Raw genomic sequence first — 16,540 nt, forward strand, 5'->3', positions numbered from 1 at the left:
ACCCCCGTTCCCCCGCAGAGACCAGACACACGGATCAGCCAGTACCCCGGCAACGGCGAAGGGCCCGCGGAATGGTTTCCGCGGGCCCTTCGGCCGTGATCGGGACGTCAGCCGCCCGGGGGCGGTCGTCAGTCGTTGCCCTGGAGGATCGCGATGATCCGCAGGAACTCCATGTAGATCCACACCAGCGTCATCGTGAGGCCGAAGGCGGCGAGCCAGGCCTCCTCGCGCGGGGCGCCGTACGCGATGCCGTCCTCGACCTGCTTGAAGTCCAGGGCCAGGAAGCAGGCACCGAGCAGGATGCCGATGATGCCGAACATGATGCCGAGGCCACCGCTGCGGAAGCCGAGGCCGTCACCGCCGCCGAAGGCCGCGAACAGCAGGTTCACGCCCATCAGCAGGATGAAGCCGAGGGCGGCCGCCATCACGAAGCCGTAGAAACGGCGGTTGACGCGGATCCAGCCCGCCTTGTACGCCACGAGGACGCCGAGGAAGACGGCCATCGTGCCGAGCACCGCCTGCATGGCGGCGCCGCTCGCGATGCGGTTGTCGACGACGCTGGAGACGACGCCGAGGAAGACACCTTCGAGCGCGGCGTACGCCAGGATCAGCGGCGGCGAGGCCTTGCGCTTGAAGGCCTGCACGAAGCCGAGGATCATCGCGATCAGACCGGCGCCGATCGCGATGCCGTACGACTTGCCGATGTTGGCGTCGTCCACCGGGAGCAGCGCCCAGGCGAGCGCCGCCGTCACGACGAGCGTGCCGAGCGTGGTGGCCGTGCGCATGACGACGTCGTCCATCGTCATGCGGCCGGTGGTCACCGGGGTCTGCGGCGGGGCGCCCTGGAGGTCCTGCTGGGCGTACGGATTGTTGGCGTAGGGGTTGGTGGGGGCCTGCTGGCCCGCGCCCGCGTACGGGTTGCCCTGCGCGTACGGATTGGCCTGCTGCGTCCCGACGGCGGCTCCCCCGGCCTGCGGCTGCGCGTTGAAGCCCGCATAGCCGTTGTCGCGGCTGAACCCCCGTCGCGAGAAGACCGGGTTACTGCTCCTCATCTCACTCCTCCATGGCCACCGTCATGGCCACCGTGTGTGGCTTTGGTACAAGAGTAATGGGCTGGCAAAGATCCGGCCCTAGTGCTCAGGGAGGATCTTTCCCCATTTGTGGAAAGAACGCGCAGGGAGCTCCGGGTGTTCCGTCCCGGCCCGCGCGCCCCGGGGGGAACGAATCGCCTCAGGGGAACGGAACCCCCGTATATCCCTCGGCGAGGTCGGTCTCGGCGGCCGCGCAGGTGGCGATCCGGTCGAGGCGGGCCCGGCGCAGCCGGTCGTCGAAGGGGGTGGCGTCGGGGTGGCGGTGCAGCAGGTCCGTCATCGCGTACGAGAAGTGCTCGGCCCCCCAGACCCGGCGCAGGCAGTCCGCGGAGTAGGCGTCGATCCCCGCGGGATCGCCGGTGTCACGGTGTGTGACAAGGGCACGGGCGAGAGTGACGACGTCGCCGACGGCGAGGTTGAGGCCCTTGGCGCCGGTGGGCGGCACGATGTGAGCGGCGTCCCCGGCGAGGAAGAGCCGGCCGTGCCGCATCGGCTCGTGGACCCAGGAGCGCATCGGGGTGACGGCCTTGGCCGTGATCGCCCCGCGTTCCAGGGGCCGCCCGCCGTCGGTCTCCACCCGCCGGTCCAGCTCGTCCCAGATCTCGGTGTCGCTCCAGGAGGCGGCTTCGGTGCTCGGCGGTACCTGGAGGTAGAGCCGGGAGACCGGGGCGTCCGCGCCCTCGGCCGGCGGCCTCATGCTTAGCAGGGCGAAGCCGCGGTCGTGGCGGGCGTACACCAGCTCGTGGTGCGAGGGCGGCGCGTCGGCGAGGATCCCGAGCCAGGCGTAGGGCCACGTGCGCTCGTAGGTCCGGGCGAGCGCGGGCGGCACCGCGGCCCGCGAGATCCCCCAGTAGCCGTCGCACCCGGCGACGTAGGAGCACTCCAGGACCTCCTCGCGGCCCCCGTGGCGGTAGCGCACCCGGGGCCGGTCGGTGTCGGCGTCCTCGACGGCCAGGGCGCGGGCGCCGAAGAGCAGCGGGCCGCCGGTGCGGAACCGCAGGGCGATCAGGTCCTTGCACACCTCGGTCTGGGCGTAGACGAGCACCGAGCGGCCGCCGGTGCGCGAGGGGAAGTCGACGCGGTGCCCGCGGCGGTCGAAGCGCAGCTCGATGCCGGTGTGCGGCAGGCCCTCGCGGTCCATGCGGGCGCCCGCGCCCGCCGCGCGCAGGGCGTCCGCCGTGCTCTGCTCCAGGATGCCGGCGCGCTGGCGCTGCTCGACGTGGGCCCGGTCGCGGCTCTCCAGGACGACGGAGTCGATGCCCGCCTCGTCGAGCAGGCGGGCGAGCAGCAGGCCCGCGGGCCCGGCTCCGATGATCGCTACAGTCGTCCGCATTCACGGGAGTGTCCGGGCGCCCCGGGCGGGTGTCAACGGGCGGCCGGTATTCGCGGGCACCGTTGTCGGTGACCGCTGCCATGCTGGGGGATGCGCACGTACACCGGGATCCGGGGTGCCGAGCCCGGATCCGGCACGGACCGAGGCCCGCCCCCGCCCCGGCGTGGCAGGCCCGGCCGCCGACCCTCGAAGGAAGGGCAGGGCAGGACCATGCTTTCCACCGACTTCGTCCCGGGCGCCCCGAACTGGCTGGACCTGGGGGTGCCGGACGCCGACGCGGCGGTGACCTACTACTCCGCCGTCTTCGGCTGGCAGTACCGTCCTGCCGGACCCGAGGGCGGGTACGGCTCCTTCGTCCAGGACGGCAGGAACGTGGCCGGGGTCGGCCCGCTGACCGAGGAGGGCGCGTCCGCCGCCTGGACGCTGTACTTCCACACGCCGGACGCGGACGCCTCCGCCAAGACCGTCGAGCAGGCGGGCGGCAGCGTCCGGGTGGAGCCGGGCGACGTGTTCGACTTCGGCCGCATGGGCCAGTTCACCGACCCGGCGGGCGCGGACTTCGCGGTCTGGCAGCCGACCGGCAGCAAGGGCGTGGAAGTGGCCGGTGCGCCGGGCTCGCTCGCGTGGGTGGAGCTGTTCACCACGGACGCCGCGATGGCGAAGGCGTTCTACCGCACGGTCTTCGACTGGCAGTGCACCGACGTGCCGATGGACCCCGGCCTGACGTACACCGTGTTGACACCGGCGGGCCGCGGCGAGGAGCACGCCCACGGCGGCCTGACGGAGCTGTCCCCGCAGAACGTGGCCGAGGGCGCGCGGCCGGAGTGGCACCCCTACTTCGAGGTGGCCGACTGCGACGCCTCACACGCGAAGGCCGTGGAGGCCGGGGGCGCGGCGCTCGTGCCGCCCACCGACGTCGAGGGCATCGGCAGGCTCGCGATCCTGGCGGACCCGTGGGGAGCGCCTTTCGCGGTCATCAAGAGCGTTGCCCCCGGGGCGAGTTGACCATCATTGGTTGAATGGTCGATGAACGTCTCGTACGGGGAACCGTGCGGGAGACGAGGCGGCGGAGGTGCCCGGAACCGGACTTGAACCGGTACGCCCGCTAGGGGCAGCGAGGTTTAAGCTCGCCGTGTCTGCATTCCACCATCCGGGCAGGCCGTGGGCTCCGCATCAAGGCTTCGACCCTATCGGGAGGCATCCCCCGAACAGCGGAACAACAGCCCGACGTTGTCTTATTTTATTGACGTCTGAGGGTGCATCAGCACCTGGTACGCGCCGGTGGTACATGCCATGGGCCTTGTGGGCCGGGCCCCTCGAAGGTGAGGGAATTGACGGAATTTAGCCGTCCCGGGCGAGACGTCCGCGCCCGGAGGTCTCCGGTGGGGTCCGGCGGGCCTGTGGTGGACCTCCGGTGGGGTTCCGGTGAGGGTCCGGTGCGGTCCGGCCCCGGCGGGCACACCCCCTACTTCGCGTAGGGGCACCCCCTCATCCCCAGGTATGACATGACCCCACCGAGTCCGACCCGAGTCGCCCCCAGGAACCGGAACAGCGGCTGACTCCACGGGACCGATCGGCCGCGACGATGGAGTACGTCCCCACTCGTCGTCCCGACAGGAGCACCCTCCCGTGACCACCCACACCAGCTACGCCGCCCGGTCGACCGCCGTGGCCGCGCGTGCCGCGGATCTCTCCAAGGTGTACGGCCAGGGCGAGACTCAGGTCGTCGCGCTCGACCGTGTCTCCGTGGACTTCGGGCAGGGCGAGTTCACCGCGATCATGGGCCCCTCCGGCTCCGGCAAGTCCACGCTGATGCACTGCGTGGCGGGCCTGGACAGCTTCAGCGGCGGCTCCGTGCGCATCGGTGACACCGAGCTGTCGACCCTCAAGGACAAGCAGCTCACCAAGCTCCGCCGGGACAAGATCGGTTTCATCTTCCAGGCGTTCAACCTGCTGCCGACACTGACCGCCCTTGAGAACATCACGCTTCCCATGGACATCGCGGGCCGCAAGCCCGACAAGCAGTGGCTGGAGCAGGTCATCTCCATGGTGGGCCTCGCGGGCCGCCTGTCGCACCGGCCCACCGAGCTCTCCGGCGGCCAGCAGCAGCGCGTCGCCGTGGCCCGCGCCCTCGCCTCCCGGCCGGAGATCATCTTCGGTGACGAGCCGACCGGCAACCTGGACTCGCGCTCGGGCGCCGAGGTCCTCGGCTTCCTGCGCAACTCGGTGCGGGAGCTGGGCCAGACCGTCGTGATGGTCACCCACGACCCGGTGGCCGCCTCGTACGCGGACCGCGTGATCTTCCTTGCCGACGGGCGGATCGTGGACGAGATGCATCAGCCGACGGCTGACGGGGTTCTGGACCGCATGAAGGACTTCGACGCGAAGGGCCGGACCAGCTAGCGCTGGTCGGCCCCGTTGTGGGCGGCCCCCCTCCTGCGCCGCTTCGGCTGAACACCCCCCGGGTCCACCGGACCGGCTGTGGCTGGTCGCGCAGTTCCCCGCGCCCCTGACGGGGCGCCCGCACCCGGGGCGGACCAGCTAGGGCTGGTCGGCCCCGCTGTGGGCGGCCCCCCTCCTGCGCCGCTTCGGCTGAACACTCCCCGGGCCCACCGGACCGGCTGTGGCTGGTCGCGCAGTTCCCCGCGCCCCTGACGGGGCGCCCGCACCCGGGCCCACCAGTTCTCGCCCGACCCTCACCCTGGACTGACTCCCATGTTCCGTACCGCCCTGCGCAACGTACTCGCGCACAAGGCCCGGCTGTTGATGACCGTGCTCGCCGTCATGCTCGGCGTCGCGTTCGTCTCCGGCACGCTGGTCTTCACCGACACCTTCGGCTCCGCCTACAAGAACAAATCGGCCAAGAGCTTCGACCACGTCTCCGTCGCCATCACTCCCGAAGGTGACGCCGACGACAGCGACACCAAGCGGCCGCCGCTGACGGACGGGCTGCTCGCCGAGGCCAGGAAGCTGCCCGGCGCCGAGTCCGCGCTCGGCAGCGTCTCCGGCTTCACCGCGCTCGCCGACAAGGACGGCAAGCTGGTCGGCGGCGAGTGGGGCACCACCGGCGCCAACTTCTTCCCGGGCAAGGACGGCAAGGACCCGCGTTACGACTTCACCGACGGCGCCGCCCCCAAGTCGGCCCGTGACATCGCCCTGGACAGCCGTACCGCCGACCGCACGGGCTACAAGGTGGGCGACACGGTCCGCTACTCCACCGACGGACCGGTGCGCACCGCCAAGGTCACCGGCATCTTCGACACCGACGACGGCAGCGTCGTCGCGGGCGGCAGCCTGGTCGTGTTCGACAACGACACGGCGCGCGAGGCCCTCGGCAAGAAGAACATGTCGTACGACGAGATCGACGTGAAGGCCGCCGCGGGCACCTCCGAGGGCGCCCTGAAGGCCTCCGTCGAGAAGATCCTGCCGAAGGACGCCGAGGCGGAGACCGGCGCCTCGCTCAAGGACGAGCAGGACCGCATGATCGAGCAGAACACCAGCTCCATGAGCCAGGTGCTGCTGATCTTCGCCGGCATCGCCCTGTTCGTCGGCATCTTCATCATCGCCAACACCTTCACGATGCTGGTCGCCCAGCGCACCAAGGAACTGGCCCTGATGCGCGCCGTCGGCGCCTCCCGCCGCCAGGTCACCCGCTCCGTGCTGATCGAGGCGTTCCTCGTGGGCCTCGTCGCCGCCGTCGCGGGCTTCGCGCTCGGCATCGGCGTGGCCGTCGGCCTGGAGGCCCTGATGAACGCGGGCGGCGCCTCGCTGCCCGACGGGCCCCTCGTCATCGCCCCGGCGACGATCGCCACCGCGCTGCTCATCGGCGTGGTCGTGACCATGCTCGCCGCCTGGCTGCCCGGTCGCCGCGCCGCGAAGATCCCGCCGGTCGCCGCGATGAACAGCGTGCACGCCACACCCACCACACGCGGCCTGGTCGTCCGCAACACCATCGGCTCGCTGATCGTCGCGCTCGGCGTGGTCATGATGTTCATGGAGGACAACTACGTGAAGTCCGGGGGCGCCGGGGTCATCCTCGTCGGCGTCATCGTCCTCACGCCGCTGCTGTCCCGTCCCTTCATCGCCGCCGCGGGACCGCTCCTGAAGCCGTTCGGGGTCACCGGCAAGCTGGCCCGACTGAACTCGGTCCGCAACCCGCGCCGCACCGCCTCCACCGCCTCGGCCCTGATGATCGGTCTGACCCTCATCACCGCCATGACCGTCGTGGCCGTCTCCATGGGCAACGCCATCAACAAGATGGCGACGGACTCCCTGAAGGCCGACTACGCCGTCTCCATGGCGAACTTCCAGCCCCTGACCCCCAAGGTCCACGACACGCTGGCGAAGCTGCCCGAGGTCGAGGCCAGCTCCGCCCTGCGCACCGCCTCCGGCAAGGCCGACGGCAGCTACACCGACATCACCGGCGTCGACGCGAAGTCCTTCGGCAAGCTCGTCGACCTGGACTTCACCAGCGGCTCCCTGGCCGGTCTGCACGGCAGGGCCACAGTGATCGACAAGGAGCTCGCCGACAACCAGGGCATCAAGACCGGTGACACCGTCCCGGTGAAGTTCGACCAGGACGACAAGACCGTGCGGCTGAAGGTCGTCGGCGTCTACCAGCAGAACGAGATGATCAACGGTCTGTTCACGCCGACCGCCAACGTCACCCCGCACCTGTCGAAGGTCGTCGACCAGCAGCTCCTCCTGAAGATGAAGGGCGGTACGTCCGACAAGGCCGAGGACGCCGTCGTGAAGGCGCTCGGCGACAACCCCGCCATCAAGATCCAGGACAAGGACGACATCAGCAACGAGGTCGGCGGCGCCATCAACATGCTCCTGAACATGCTGTACGGGCTGCTCGCCATGGCCATACTCGTCGCCGTCCTCGGGGTCATCAACACCCTGGCGATGTCCGTCTTCGAGCGGAAGCACGAGATCGGCATGCTCCGCGCGATCGGCCTGGACCGCGCGAAGATCAAGCAGATGGTGCGCCTGGAGTCGGTCGTCATCTCGCTGTTCGGCGCGGCGCTCGGGGTGGGACTCGGCCTCTTCCTCGGGTGGATCGCCGGTGACAGCATCGCCGACACCGTGCAGACGTACACCATGGAGGTCCCCGTGGGCCGGATCGTGGTCTTCCTCGCGATCGCGGCGGTGGTCGGTGTCCTCGCGGCCGTCTGGCCGGCGCGGTCCGCTGCGCGGCTCAACCCTTTGCAGGCGATCAAGTCGGAGTAACGCTTGCGCTGTGCTGAGCGGGGGGCTGGGGCCCGGGGTGCTGGTGCGCCCCGGGCCCCGTTCGTTTGGGGCTGCGCCCCTTGCCCCCCTGTCGCCGCTTCGCGGCTCGTCCTCAAACGCCGGACGGGCTGAGTTTCTCGTCCCCCGGGCTGAAATCCTCGCCGCCAGGCGGACCGGAGAGCCACTTCCTGGCGCGCAGGGGAAGGCCCGACGTCCCCTCCTCCGGGGTGCGGATCGCCAGGACCTGGTTGACGCCGATGCGGTTGTGTTCGAAGGCCAGGGCGCTCGCGGCCATGTAGAGGCGCCAGACGCGGGCGCGGCCGGGGCTGGTGAGGCGGACGCCCTCGGGCCAGTGGGCCTCCAGGTTGGCGACCCAGCGGCGCAGGGTGAGGGCGTAGTGCTCGCGGATGGACTCCACGTCGCGGACCTCGAAGCCGGCCCGCTCCAGGAGGCCGACGGTGGTGCCGAGGGGGGCGAGCTCGCCGTCGGGGAAGACATAGGCGTCGATGAACTCGTCGACCGTGTACGCGGACTCGTCGGCCTGCGGGCGGCGCGCGATCTGGTGGTTCAGGAGGCGCCCGCCGGGCTTCAGGAGTGCGCGCAGGTCGTTCGCGTACTCCAGGTACCGGTCGGCGCCCACGTGTTCGGCCATGCCGATGGAGGAGATCGCGTCGTAGGGGCCATCGCGCACGTCGCGGTAGTCCTGTACGCGGATCTCGATGCGGTCGGTGAGCCCTTCCTGGGCGATGCGCTTCCTCGCGTACGCGGCCTGCTCCTGCGAGAGCGTCACGCCGACGACGCTCACGCCGTGCTCGCGGGCGGCGTGCACGGCCATGGAGCCCCAGCCGCAGCCGACGTCGAGCAGCCGCATGCCGGGGCGCAGGCCGAGCTTGCGGGCGACGAGTTCGAGCTTGTCGCGCTGGGCGTCCTCCAGGGTCGCGTCCGGGGACTCCCAGTAGGCGCACGAGTAGACCATCGACGGGCCGAGGACCAGTTCGTAGAAGTCGTTGCCGACGTCGTAGTGGTGGCTGACGGCCTTCTTGTCGCTGCCCCTGGTGTGCCGGTGCAGCCTGCTCTGCCTGCGCGTCTCCTCGCGGGGCGCGGGCGGCGGCACGAAGGGCGCGGCGAGCCGGAACAGGGACCTGGCCGCGGATCTGACCTCCGGGTCGCGCAGGTTGTCGGCGAGGGTCCTGGCGTCCTCGCCGCGCTCCCAGATGTACTCGGCGAGCAGGTCGAGCACCACGTACAGATCGCCGTCGACATCGATGTCCCCCGCCACCCAGGCGCGGGCGAGGCCCAGCTCCCCCGGCTTCCACAACAGGCGGCGCAGGGCTCGGCGGTGGCGCACGACGAGGGTGGGCGCGCCGGGCGGTCCGGCCTCGGAACCGTCCCAGGCGCGGACTCGGATCGGCAGCTCGGCTCCCGTGAGCTGCTCGGCGAGGTTCTTGAGCCGCACCGCGGCATCCTGCATGGCGCACACCTCCGTGATCGCGTCGCGGAACGGAACGTCCGACACCACGTAAACACCAACGGAGTGCGTGCGCAGTCCCGTTGCCCCGTCACGAATGGGCAAAATACATGTACTGAGCACTAAGGGGATAGCGGGAACGCGGGAAACGCCGAAAGGGCCCCCGCACCACGGATGGCGGGGGCCCTTTCGGCGTACTGCGAGCGGTACCGGAGGTATCCGGCCTCAGGAAGCGTCGGTCTCCGTCAGGAGGCCTTGGCCTTCTCCTCGGTCTTCTCCGCGGCCGGAGCGGCCGCGGCGGCGGGCTTCGGGGCCGGCTTGGCGGCCTCGTAGAACTCCTCGCGGGGAGTCTCCATGGCGCCGAGCGAGACGACCTCGCGCTTGAGGAACATGCCGAGCGTCCAGTCCGCGAAGACACGGATCTTGCGGTTGAACGTCGGCATCGCCATGCCGTGGTACGCGCGGTGCATGTACCAGGCGAGACGGCCCTTGAGCTTGATCTTCATCTTGCCCATGACGATCATCGCGACGCCCTTGTGCAGGCCGAGGCCCGCGACCGCGCCCTTGTTGGCGTGGCTGTACTCCTTCTGCGGGAAGCCCCGCATGCCGGAGATCACGTTGTCGCCGAGGACCTTGGCCTGGCGCAGCGCGTGCTGGGCGTTGGGCGGGCACCAGGCGTTCTCGTTGCCGGCCTTGCGGCCGACGACGTCCGGCACCTGGGCGTTGTCGCCCGCGGCCCAGATGTAGTCGGTGCCCTGCACCTGGAGGGTCGTCCGGGTGTCCACGTGGCCGCGCGGGCCGAGCGGCAGACCGAAGCGCGCGAGGGCCGGGTTCGGCTTGACGCCCGCGGTCCACACGATGGTGTTGGAGTCGACCTCCAGGCCGTTGTTCAGGACCACGTGGCCGTCCACGCAGGAGTCCATGCCGGTCTTGAGGTAGACCTCGACGCCACGGCCCTCCAGGTGCTCCTTGCCGTAGGCACCGAGCTTGGGGCCGACCTCGGGGAGGATCTTGTCGGCGACGTCGACGAGGACGAAGCGCATGTCCTCGCGCTTGACGCTCTTGTAGTACTTGGCCGCGTCGCGGGCCATGTCCTCGACCTCGCCGATGGTCTCGGCACCGGCGAAGCCACCGCCGACGAAGACGAAGGTGAGTGCCTTGCGGCGGACTTCCTCGTCCGTCGTGGAGTCGGCCTTGTCGAGCTGCTCGAGCACGTGGTTGCGCAGGCCGATGGCCTCCTCGATGCCCTTCATGCCGATGCCCTGCTCGGCGAGGCCGGGGATCGGGAAGGTGCGGGAGACCGCGCCCATCGCGATGACCAGGTAGTCGAACGGCAGCTCGTACGCCTCGCCGACGAGCGGCGCGATCGTGGCGACCTTGCGGTCCTGGTCGATGGTGGTGACCCGGCCGGTGAGGACTTCCGCCTTGGGCAGCACGCGTCGCAGCGGGACGACGACGTGCCGAGGCGAGATGCTGCCGGCCGCGGCTTCGGGGAGGAAGGGCTGGTACGTCATGTACGAGCGCGGGTCGACGACCGTGACGGTCGCCTCTCCGTAGCGCATCTTCTTCAGAATGCGTCGAGCTGCGTACAGGCCTACGTACCCACCGCCTACTACGAGGATCCTGGGACGCTCCGTGGTGCTCATGCCATCGAGTATCCACCCCCTTCGCGGGGGTCGCTCGTGCGCCCCTTCACAAGCATGGGCAGGGCCTCTGCTACACTTCGCCGCCCACGTGACGGAGGTCATGGCGGTCCGGGGGAACCAGTACGCCTCACGAGTCGTTGTCAACCCCTCGTGAGCTGCCGCTCCTGTCGCCAGGACCCAGTGAACCACCCTCCTGTTCATACGGCCGAAACGCGCCGGAACCCCTCGGCGGACCTACCCCGCCCGGCTCTGATCGCTCCCGGACGGCCCCAAGACCGCAAAACCGCGCCCAACTGGGCCGATTTCCTTGTGAAGAACTTCACGAACTTTCCCGCCGGGCTGCCTCCGGGAGGCCTCCTAGCCCCTCTTTCGGCCGCTCAAACGTCTCTTTCGACGCTCAGGCGATCGCTCCGGCGATCGCTCGGGCGGCGCCGTCGAGCAGGCTCTCGGGGCCCGTGGCGCGACCGAGGTGCTGGGGCGGCTTCCGCGTCACAAGTCCCACGGCGTTCCGGGAGCGCGGAGCTGCTCCTCCCGGAGCGTGTGCCGGACATCCAGCCATGCGTCGTAGAGCACGGCCTCCTCCTCGGTGGCGACGCCGTCGATGAGCCTGTCCCGCCAGTGGTGGAGTTCGTGCTCGGGCATGAGGGCGACCCACTCGCAGTAACTGTGCAGAGTCTGCCCACTCTTGTGCGCGGCTGCTTCGAGGGTCGGCCTGTGCTGGGTCACGACGGACGAGTCGACCCTGTCCATGCGGAGTCGCCACCGGTGCTCCATTCCGTCTCCGTCGCCGGTGCCGCGCTCGACCCTCCAGCCGGCCTCGTCCTCATCCTTCTTGCGCTTGAACAGCCCCATCCGCGCCCCCTCCAAACACTGTCGTCGTCGGCAACGACGACAGTGTGACGCGGCACCTCTGTCGCCTTGCGCCGTTCCACAGGCTCTTCACGGCCGCAGGCTCTTCATGGCCGCAGGCTCTTCATGGCCGCAGGCTCTTGACGGCCGCAGGCTCTTCACGGCCGCAGGCTCTTCACGGCCGCAGGCTCTTGACGGCCGCAGGGCCGAAGCGGCGGTCAGGCGATGGAGACGCTGGCGCCGAATTCGAAGGTTCCGGTGTCTCCAGGCGCGACTTCCCCGATGACGCTTCCGCTGCAATCGGGGCCGTCGTGGACGACGGCGACGGTGTCGGTGCCGTTCTGCACGATCAGGGGCCAGATCTGGCCGTTGTAACAGCCACTGGGGTTCTCGTAGACCGTGGGCACGATGGTGAGCGTCCCCTGGGCAGCGACGGCGAAGCCGGGCACGGAGAGAGCCAGCACCCCGGCCGCCGCCAGGGATCCGAGTGTCAGTGCGATGCGCCGCATGCGTATTCCTCCTGTTCGCGGGAGCCGCCGAGCACGCCTCCTCACTTACAGAAAGTTCCCTTACGGACACACAACGTAGCGAGCGTACGGAAGTACACGCCCCGGCCACGGCGCGCGACGCGCTCCGTGACCACGCCACCGCGCACACAGCACGCCCTCCCCTTCCGCCTCCGCCCATGCGGACGGCCGTGGCGGGGCACCGAGCGAGCCGCCGGAGGGGCGCCCCGCCCGGAAACGGAGGGGCGGTGCCTTCCCGTCGTCGTCGATGATCCGCAGCCAAGACGAGCGGGTACCGTTCAGACGTCGAGTCGGACAGGAGCCTCCTCCGCGGACGCCTGCCCGATCAGGTCGTCGAGCAGGGTCGGCGCTGCGCCGCACCGACCAGGCAGGATCAAGCTGACGCATGCGCCCCCGCTCACCGGCACAAGCCGGTGAGCGGGGACAACTTGCGTTTCAACGACTACGCTGCGGCGACCAGTTCACGGGCCCGGTCGTTGAAGTCGGCGACCAGTCGATGCCCGCCGAACGGCTGCATGCGCTTCCGCAGATCCTGCACCGCCTCGACCGCCCGTGACGACTTGACCCGGCTCGACAGCTTGAGCGTCCGGATCCCCGCCGAGTACGCGGCCTCGAGGTCGCGACGCTGGAGGTGGGACACCGCGAGAGCGGCTTGCGACATCGCACCGCGACGGGCCCGTTTCTGGCCGGCGGCATGCTCGATGGACCGGCGGGCGTGCTCTTCGGCCGCCTCGGCATCGCCCAGGTCACGGAAGGTGTTCGCGTGCTCTCCGTGCAGGTACGCCGGGTCGATGAACGCCGCCCACTCCGGTTCACTGTCGAGGTCGACCCGTGCGTACTCCCGTTCCGAGCGGGTGACCGCGTGGGCTGCGGCCGACTTGTCACCCAGCAGCGCGAGCGCCCGGGCTTCGAGGCACCACAGGTCGGCCATGCAGGCCGACGACGCGGACCTCGGCAGCCCCTGACGGCCCGCCTGTGCCAGTCGGCGCCCCTCGACCGGGTCCCCGAGCAGGGTGGCTTGATCGGCCATTCCCGCGAGCACATGGGCGCCGAGCGCCGGATTCCGCGACTCCTCGGCCAGGCGCAGCGACTGGATCAAGTAGCGCTGCGCGATGCTCTGTTCGCCGTTGTCGTAGGCCATCCAGCCCAGCAGGTACGTCTGTTCCGCGGCGGCCTCGCACAGCGGGCGCCGCACGTCCTCGCTGTGGGCGCGGCGCAGGAGTGGATAGACGTGGGCGTTCATGTAGTCGGCCAGCACCAGTCGGCCCGAACCTCCGCCCTGGAAGATGTCCATGCGCTGGAAGGTCGTGAACATGTTGCGCACAGCGGTCACGTCCTCAAGACGCACCCGCGGCCCCGGTTCGGGTTCCTGATCGAGCGTGTTCAACAGCCAGTCCCGCGAGGGTCCGACCCCCGCGACGGCCACAAACGGTGCGGCTGCAAGGAACTTTCGTCGGTCCACGTCAGCTCTCCCCAAGTCTGCGACGACCTCCACCGTAGTTGCGTACGAGGAGTTGTACACGAGCGCAGCATCGGCCGCCCCGCCGTCGCCGAGCCCGAGATCGTACGTCGTGACCCGGAATCCGAGATGGTCGGAGAACACGGCGGCGATGATGTCCGGCAGCGGCGCACGCGGCGTCTCACCTTGGAGCCAGCACCGAACACGGGTCGCGTCCGGTGAGATATGTGGCTGCTTCCACTGGAGAGCCTTGGATCTCACGCGCCGCGCCAACTCACCCCGGCTCATCTTCGACTGGTCCAACCGCTGCGCGAGCTTGCCGTTCGGCGCCTTCATTTTCAGCCTTCCGCTACGGGGGGTAGCGAAAACAACACGCTTCGACACCCCTCCCGACGGTACCCCCCTTCTCCCCTCGCGTGTTGCCTGGTTCGAGGAACCACACGGTCCGCGAGCCGGGCCGTAACAGTCCGCCCTAAGGGGAGACGCATGATCGAACGACGGCGGGGCACCACATCCTCCTGCTGTGCCCCTCCCATCGGCCCGCCTCCTGTCCTGCTGTTGGAAGGCGAGCCCGCATCGGCCGGCGCGGCGCGCGCGTTCGTGCGCGAGTTCATCCGGCACCACGTCCCGGTTGCGTCCGGGGATCACATGGAGACGGTCGTCCTGGTGGCGTGCGAGCTGGTCACCAACGCGATCCGGTACGGCACGGAGCCCGGCGACTCGCTGCGGCTCACGCTCGAAGCCGACCACACCAGGACGAGGGTCGAGGTGCAGGACCCCGTGAGGCGCCGTCCGCGGCCCCGCCCGGAGTCCAGCGAACGCGACCGTGGTCGCGGGCTGATCATTCTTGACGCCTTGTGCCTGGAGTGGGGCGTGGCCGACGCACCGCTCGGCAAAACCGTGTGGGCGGAGGTGCCACGGTGACCATCCACCCCGTGTCACCGAACACGGTCCTCGCGAACGCACTCCACCACGCCGAGGACGTGCTCACGCCCCGAGTCCTCGACGCTGCGCCCGAACGGATCGTGTCCACCGGGGGGACGCAGATCAACGGGGCCCCACACATCGGGACCTCTCTCGTGCAGACCCTTGCGTTCGTCACCGCCGCCCGTCTCCGGGACAAGTTCGGCGTACCCGTCGAAGTCCGGTTCAGCGCCCTCGACAACGCTCCGTACACCATCGTCACCGACAACAAGTCCGGCCACCGCTATCAGCGGGCATACGCGCACGCCCTGGGTGAGCGGGGCATCGCCGATCAGGTCGACTCGCTGTACCGCCCCATGTTCACCGCGATGTCCGAGCGGTTGCGCGTCCCCCACTCCGTCGAGACCTACAGCCGACAGCAGGCGGCCGAGCACTTTCGCCGCACGTGGCTGCGGGTGCTGCCCCGCATGGACGCCGCCCGATGGCGGCTCGCGCCGTCCTTGAGCAGGACGCACCTCCGCGTTCCCTGCCCCCAGCCCGGTTGCGGGTGGGCCGAGAAATACGCCGAGCGCACCTATGTCCAGCACGTCAGCGCGGAGCGGGCGGTCGTGTCGGCGGTCTGCCTGCACCACGACTACTACGAGGTCGCCATCGCCCCCGTGGGTGCGAGGTACCTCGACCTCTCCACGCTGTATCGGAACCTGGTCACGGAAATCGCCGCTACCGGCACCCAGAAGACGACGGAGGTGCGGGTCAAGTGCCCGCATCTCGCCGACCTCGCCCCGGGCAACGTGATCCGCTTCCGGGTCAAGGGCACCGACGAGACCTGCGACGTGCGCGTACGCCAGGTGACGGACTATCCGGATTTCGGAGCCCTGCTCGACGGCGAGGGGGCGGCGAAGGTCAACCCGGTGGCGACTCGCGAGGAGCAGCTCGCCAGTATCCGCGCCATCTACCCGCCCGAGAAGGAGGCACTCGGCGTGCTGGCAGTCAGGATCGAACTACTCTGCCCCTGACCCTGCCTGCGCCTCTTCCGCCACGCTGAAGGCAATCCCGTCCAGGATGTCGTGCTCGCTCACGACGACCTCGTGGGCGCCCGTGCGTTCCATGATCGCGAGGAGTACGAGGGCGCCCGCGGCGATCACGTCGACGCGGCCCGGGTGCATCACGGAGATCGCCGCGCGTTCGGCGTGCGTGGAGTGCGCGAGGCGGTCGGTGATGTCCCGGACCCGCTCGTACGGGATGCGGGCGTGGTGGATCGCGGTCGAGTCGTAGGTGTCGAGGCCGAGGGCGATGGCGGCGACCGTGGTGACGGAGCCCGCGAGGCCCACCAGGGTGCGGGCCTCGCGCAGCGGGACCGTCTTCTCCGCGAGGTCGAGCGCCGCCGCCACGTCCGCGCGGACCGCGGCGAGCTGCGCCTCGGTGGGCGGGTCGGTGACGACGCCGTCGTGCACGAGGTGCCGCTCGGTCATCCGCACGCAGCCGACGTCCACGGAGCGGGCGGCGCGCACGTGGCCGTCGCCGACGACGAACTCCGTGGAGCCGCCACCGATGTCCACCACCAGGTACGGGCCTGGGACGTCGGCGCGGCCCGTGAGTTCCTTCGTGGCGCCGGTGAAGGAGAACTCGGCCTCCTGGTCGCCGCTGATCACCTCCGGCTCGACACCGAGGATGTCGAGGACCCCGCGGACGAACTCGTCGCGGTTCTCGGCGTCGCGCGAGGCGGAGGTGGCGACGAAGCGGAGGCGTTCGGCGCCGTGCTCCTTGATGATCGCCGCGTAGTCGCGGCAGGCCGCGAAGGTGCGGTCCAGGGCCTCCTGGGCGAGGCGGCCCGTCTTGTCGACGCCCTGGCCCAGGCGGACGATCTGCATCCGGCGGTCGAGGTCGACGAGTTCGCCCGTCACCGGGTCGGCGTCCGCCACCAGCAGGCGGATCGAGTTGGTGCCACAGTCGATGGCGGCCACGCGGGTCATGGTTCTCCTTGCTGCGGCAGGTGCGGAAGGCGGGGCGG

Annotated in this window: 13 protein-coding genes and 1 tRNA gene; 5 read left to right on the forward strand and 9 right to left on the reverse strand. The window is 70.1% G+C overall.

All coding sequences use genetic code 11. The features are described 5' to 3' along the window. Positions 1–128: 128 nt before the first annotated feature. Both GPA10_RS14370 and GPA10_RS14375 read right to left on the reverse strand, forming a co-directional pair. The gene (locus GPA10_RS14370) at positions 129–1,052 is read right to left on the reverse strand and encodes a Bax inhibitor-1/YccA family protein (protein ID WP_058845994.1); all 924 of its coding nucleotides are present in this window, start codon (positions 1,050–1,052) and stop codon (positions 129–131) included. Between the two features lie 178 nt (positions 1,053–1,230). After that, complete coding sequence (locus GPA10_RS14375) at positions 1,231–2,424, reverse strand: 4-hydroxybenzoate 3-monooxygenase (RefSeq protein ID WP_157165874.1); 1,194 nt, start codon at positions 2,422–2,424, stop codon at positions 1,231–1,233. Positions 2,425–2,634: 210 nt separating this feature from the next. On the opposite strand from GPA10_RS14375, the gene GPA10_RS14380 reads away from it, so the two are divergent. Continuing rightward, positions 2,635–3,429 carry a VOC family protein gene (locus GPA10_RS14380; protein WP_157165875.1) on the forward strand — a complete coding sequence of 265 codons (795 nt, stop codon included), beginning with the start codon at positions 2,635–2,637 and terminating at the stop codon, positions 3,427–3,429. Between the two features lie 68 nt (positions 3,430–3,497). Here GPA10_RS14380 and GPA10_RS14385 read toward each other — a convergent pair. Next, a tRNA-Leu gene (locus tag GPA10_RS14385) sits at positions 3,498–3,580 on the reverse strand. Between the two features lie 473 nt (positions 3,581–4,053). Between GPA10_RS14385 and GPA10_RS14390 the strand changes: the two genes are divergently transcribed. Next, entirely contained in the window at positions 4,054–4,827 is a 774-nt protein-coding gene (locus tag GPA10_RS14390) for an ABC transporter ATP-binding protein (RefSeq protein ID WP_058845997.1), read from the forward strand. 312 nt (positions 4,828–5,139) lie between these two features. Next, the gene (locus GPA10_RS14395; RefSeq protein ID WP_157165876.1) at positions 5,140–7,656 is read left to right on the forward strand and encodes an ABC transporter permease; all 2,517 of its coding nucleotides are present in this window, start codon (positions 5,140–5,142) and stop codon (positions 7,654–7,656) included. A gap of 112 nt (positions 7,657–7,768) precedes the next feature. Here GPA10_RS14395 and GPA10_RS14400 read toward each other — a convergent pair whose 3' ends face one another. The 5 genes from GPA10_RS14400 to GPA10_RS14420 all read right to left on the reverse strand — a co-directional run bounded on the left by GPA10_RS14400 (position 7,769) and on the right by GPA10_RS14420 (position 13,941). Further along, positions 7,769–9,127, reverse strand: coding sequence for an SAM-dependent methyltransferase (locus tag GPA10_RS14400; protein ID WP_157165877.1), 1,359 nt, complete (start codon positions 9,125–9,127; stop codon positions 7,769–7,771). 242 nt (positions 9,128–9,369) lie between these two features. Further along, a complete protein-coding gene (locus tag GPA10_RS14405; RefSeq protein WP_079085961.1) occupies positions 9,370–10,770 on the reverse strand; it encodes an NAD(P)/FAD-dependent oxidoreductase in 1,401 nt (466 codons plus the stop codon). 489 nt (positions 10,771–11,259) lie between these two features. Beyond that, positions 11,260–11,622: a hypothetical protein gene (locus tag GPA10_RS14410; protein WP_157165878.1), complete on the reverse strand. Its 363-nt coding sequence runs from the start codon at positions 11,620–11,622 to the stop codon at positions 11,260–11,262. Between the two features lie 215 nt (positions 11,623–11,837). Further along, positions 11,838–12,128, reverse strand: coding sequence for a hypothetical protein (locus tag GPA10_RS14415; RefSeq protein ID WP_157165879.1), 291 nt, complete (start codon positions 12,126–12,128; stop codon positions 11,838–11,840). A gap of 460 nt (positions 12,129–12,588) precedes the next feature. Beyond that, positions 12,589–13,941, reverse strand: a complete 1,353-nt coding sequence (locus GPA10_RS14420; protein ID WP_157165880.1) for an NsdA family TPR-like regulatory protein — start codon at positions 13,939–13,941, stop codon at positions 12,589–12,591. 150 nt (positions 13,942–14,091) lie between these two features. On the opposite strand from GPA10_RS14420, the gene GPA10_RS14425 reads away from it, so the two are divergent. Together GPA10_RS14425 and GPA10_RS41710 are read left to right on the forward strand one after the other, a co-directional pair. Then, positions 14,092–14,529 carry an ATP-binding protein gene (locus tag GPA10_RS14425; protein WP_157165881.1) on the forward strand — a complete coding sequence of 146 codons (438 nt, stop codon included), beginning with the start codon at positions 14,092–14,094 and terminating at the stop codon, positions 14,527–14,529. 650 nt (positions 14,530–15,179) lie between these two features. Continuing rightward, entirely contained in the window at positions 15,180–15,545 is a 366-nt protein-coding gene (locus tag GPA10_RS41710) for an ASCH domain-containing protein (protein WP_425505751.1), read from the forward strand. On the opposite strand, the gene GPA10_RS14435 is transcribed toward GPA10_RS41710, so the two are convergent. After that, a complete protein-coding gene (locus tag GPA10_RS14435; protein WP_157165882.1) occupies positions 15,531–16,502 on the reverse strand; it encodes a Ppx/GppA phosphatase family protein in 972 nt (323 codons plus the stop codon). The genes GPA10_RS41710 and GPA10_RS14435 overlap by 15 nt on opposite strands. Between the last annotated feature and the right edge of the window lie 38 nt (positions 16,503–16,540).

Origin of the sequence: Streptomyces typhae (assembly GCF_009755605.1) — a bacterium.
GTDB lineage: Bacteria > Actinomycetota > Actinomycetes > Streptomycetales > Streptomycetaceae > Streptomyces > Streptomyces typhae.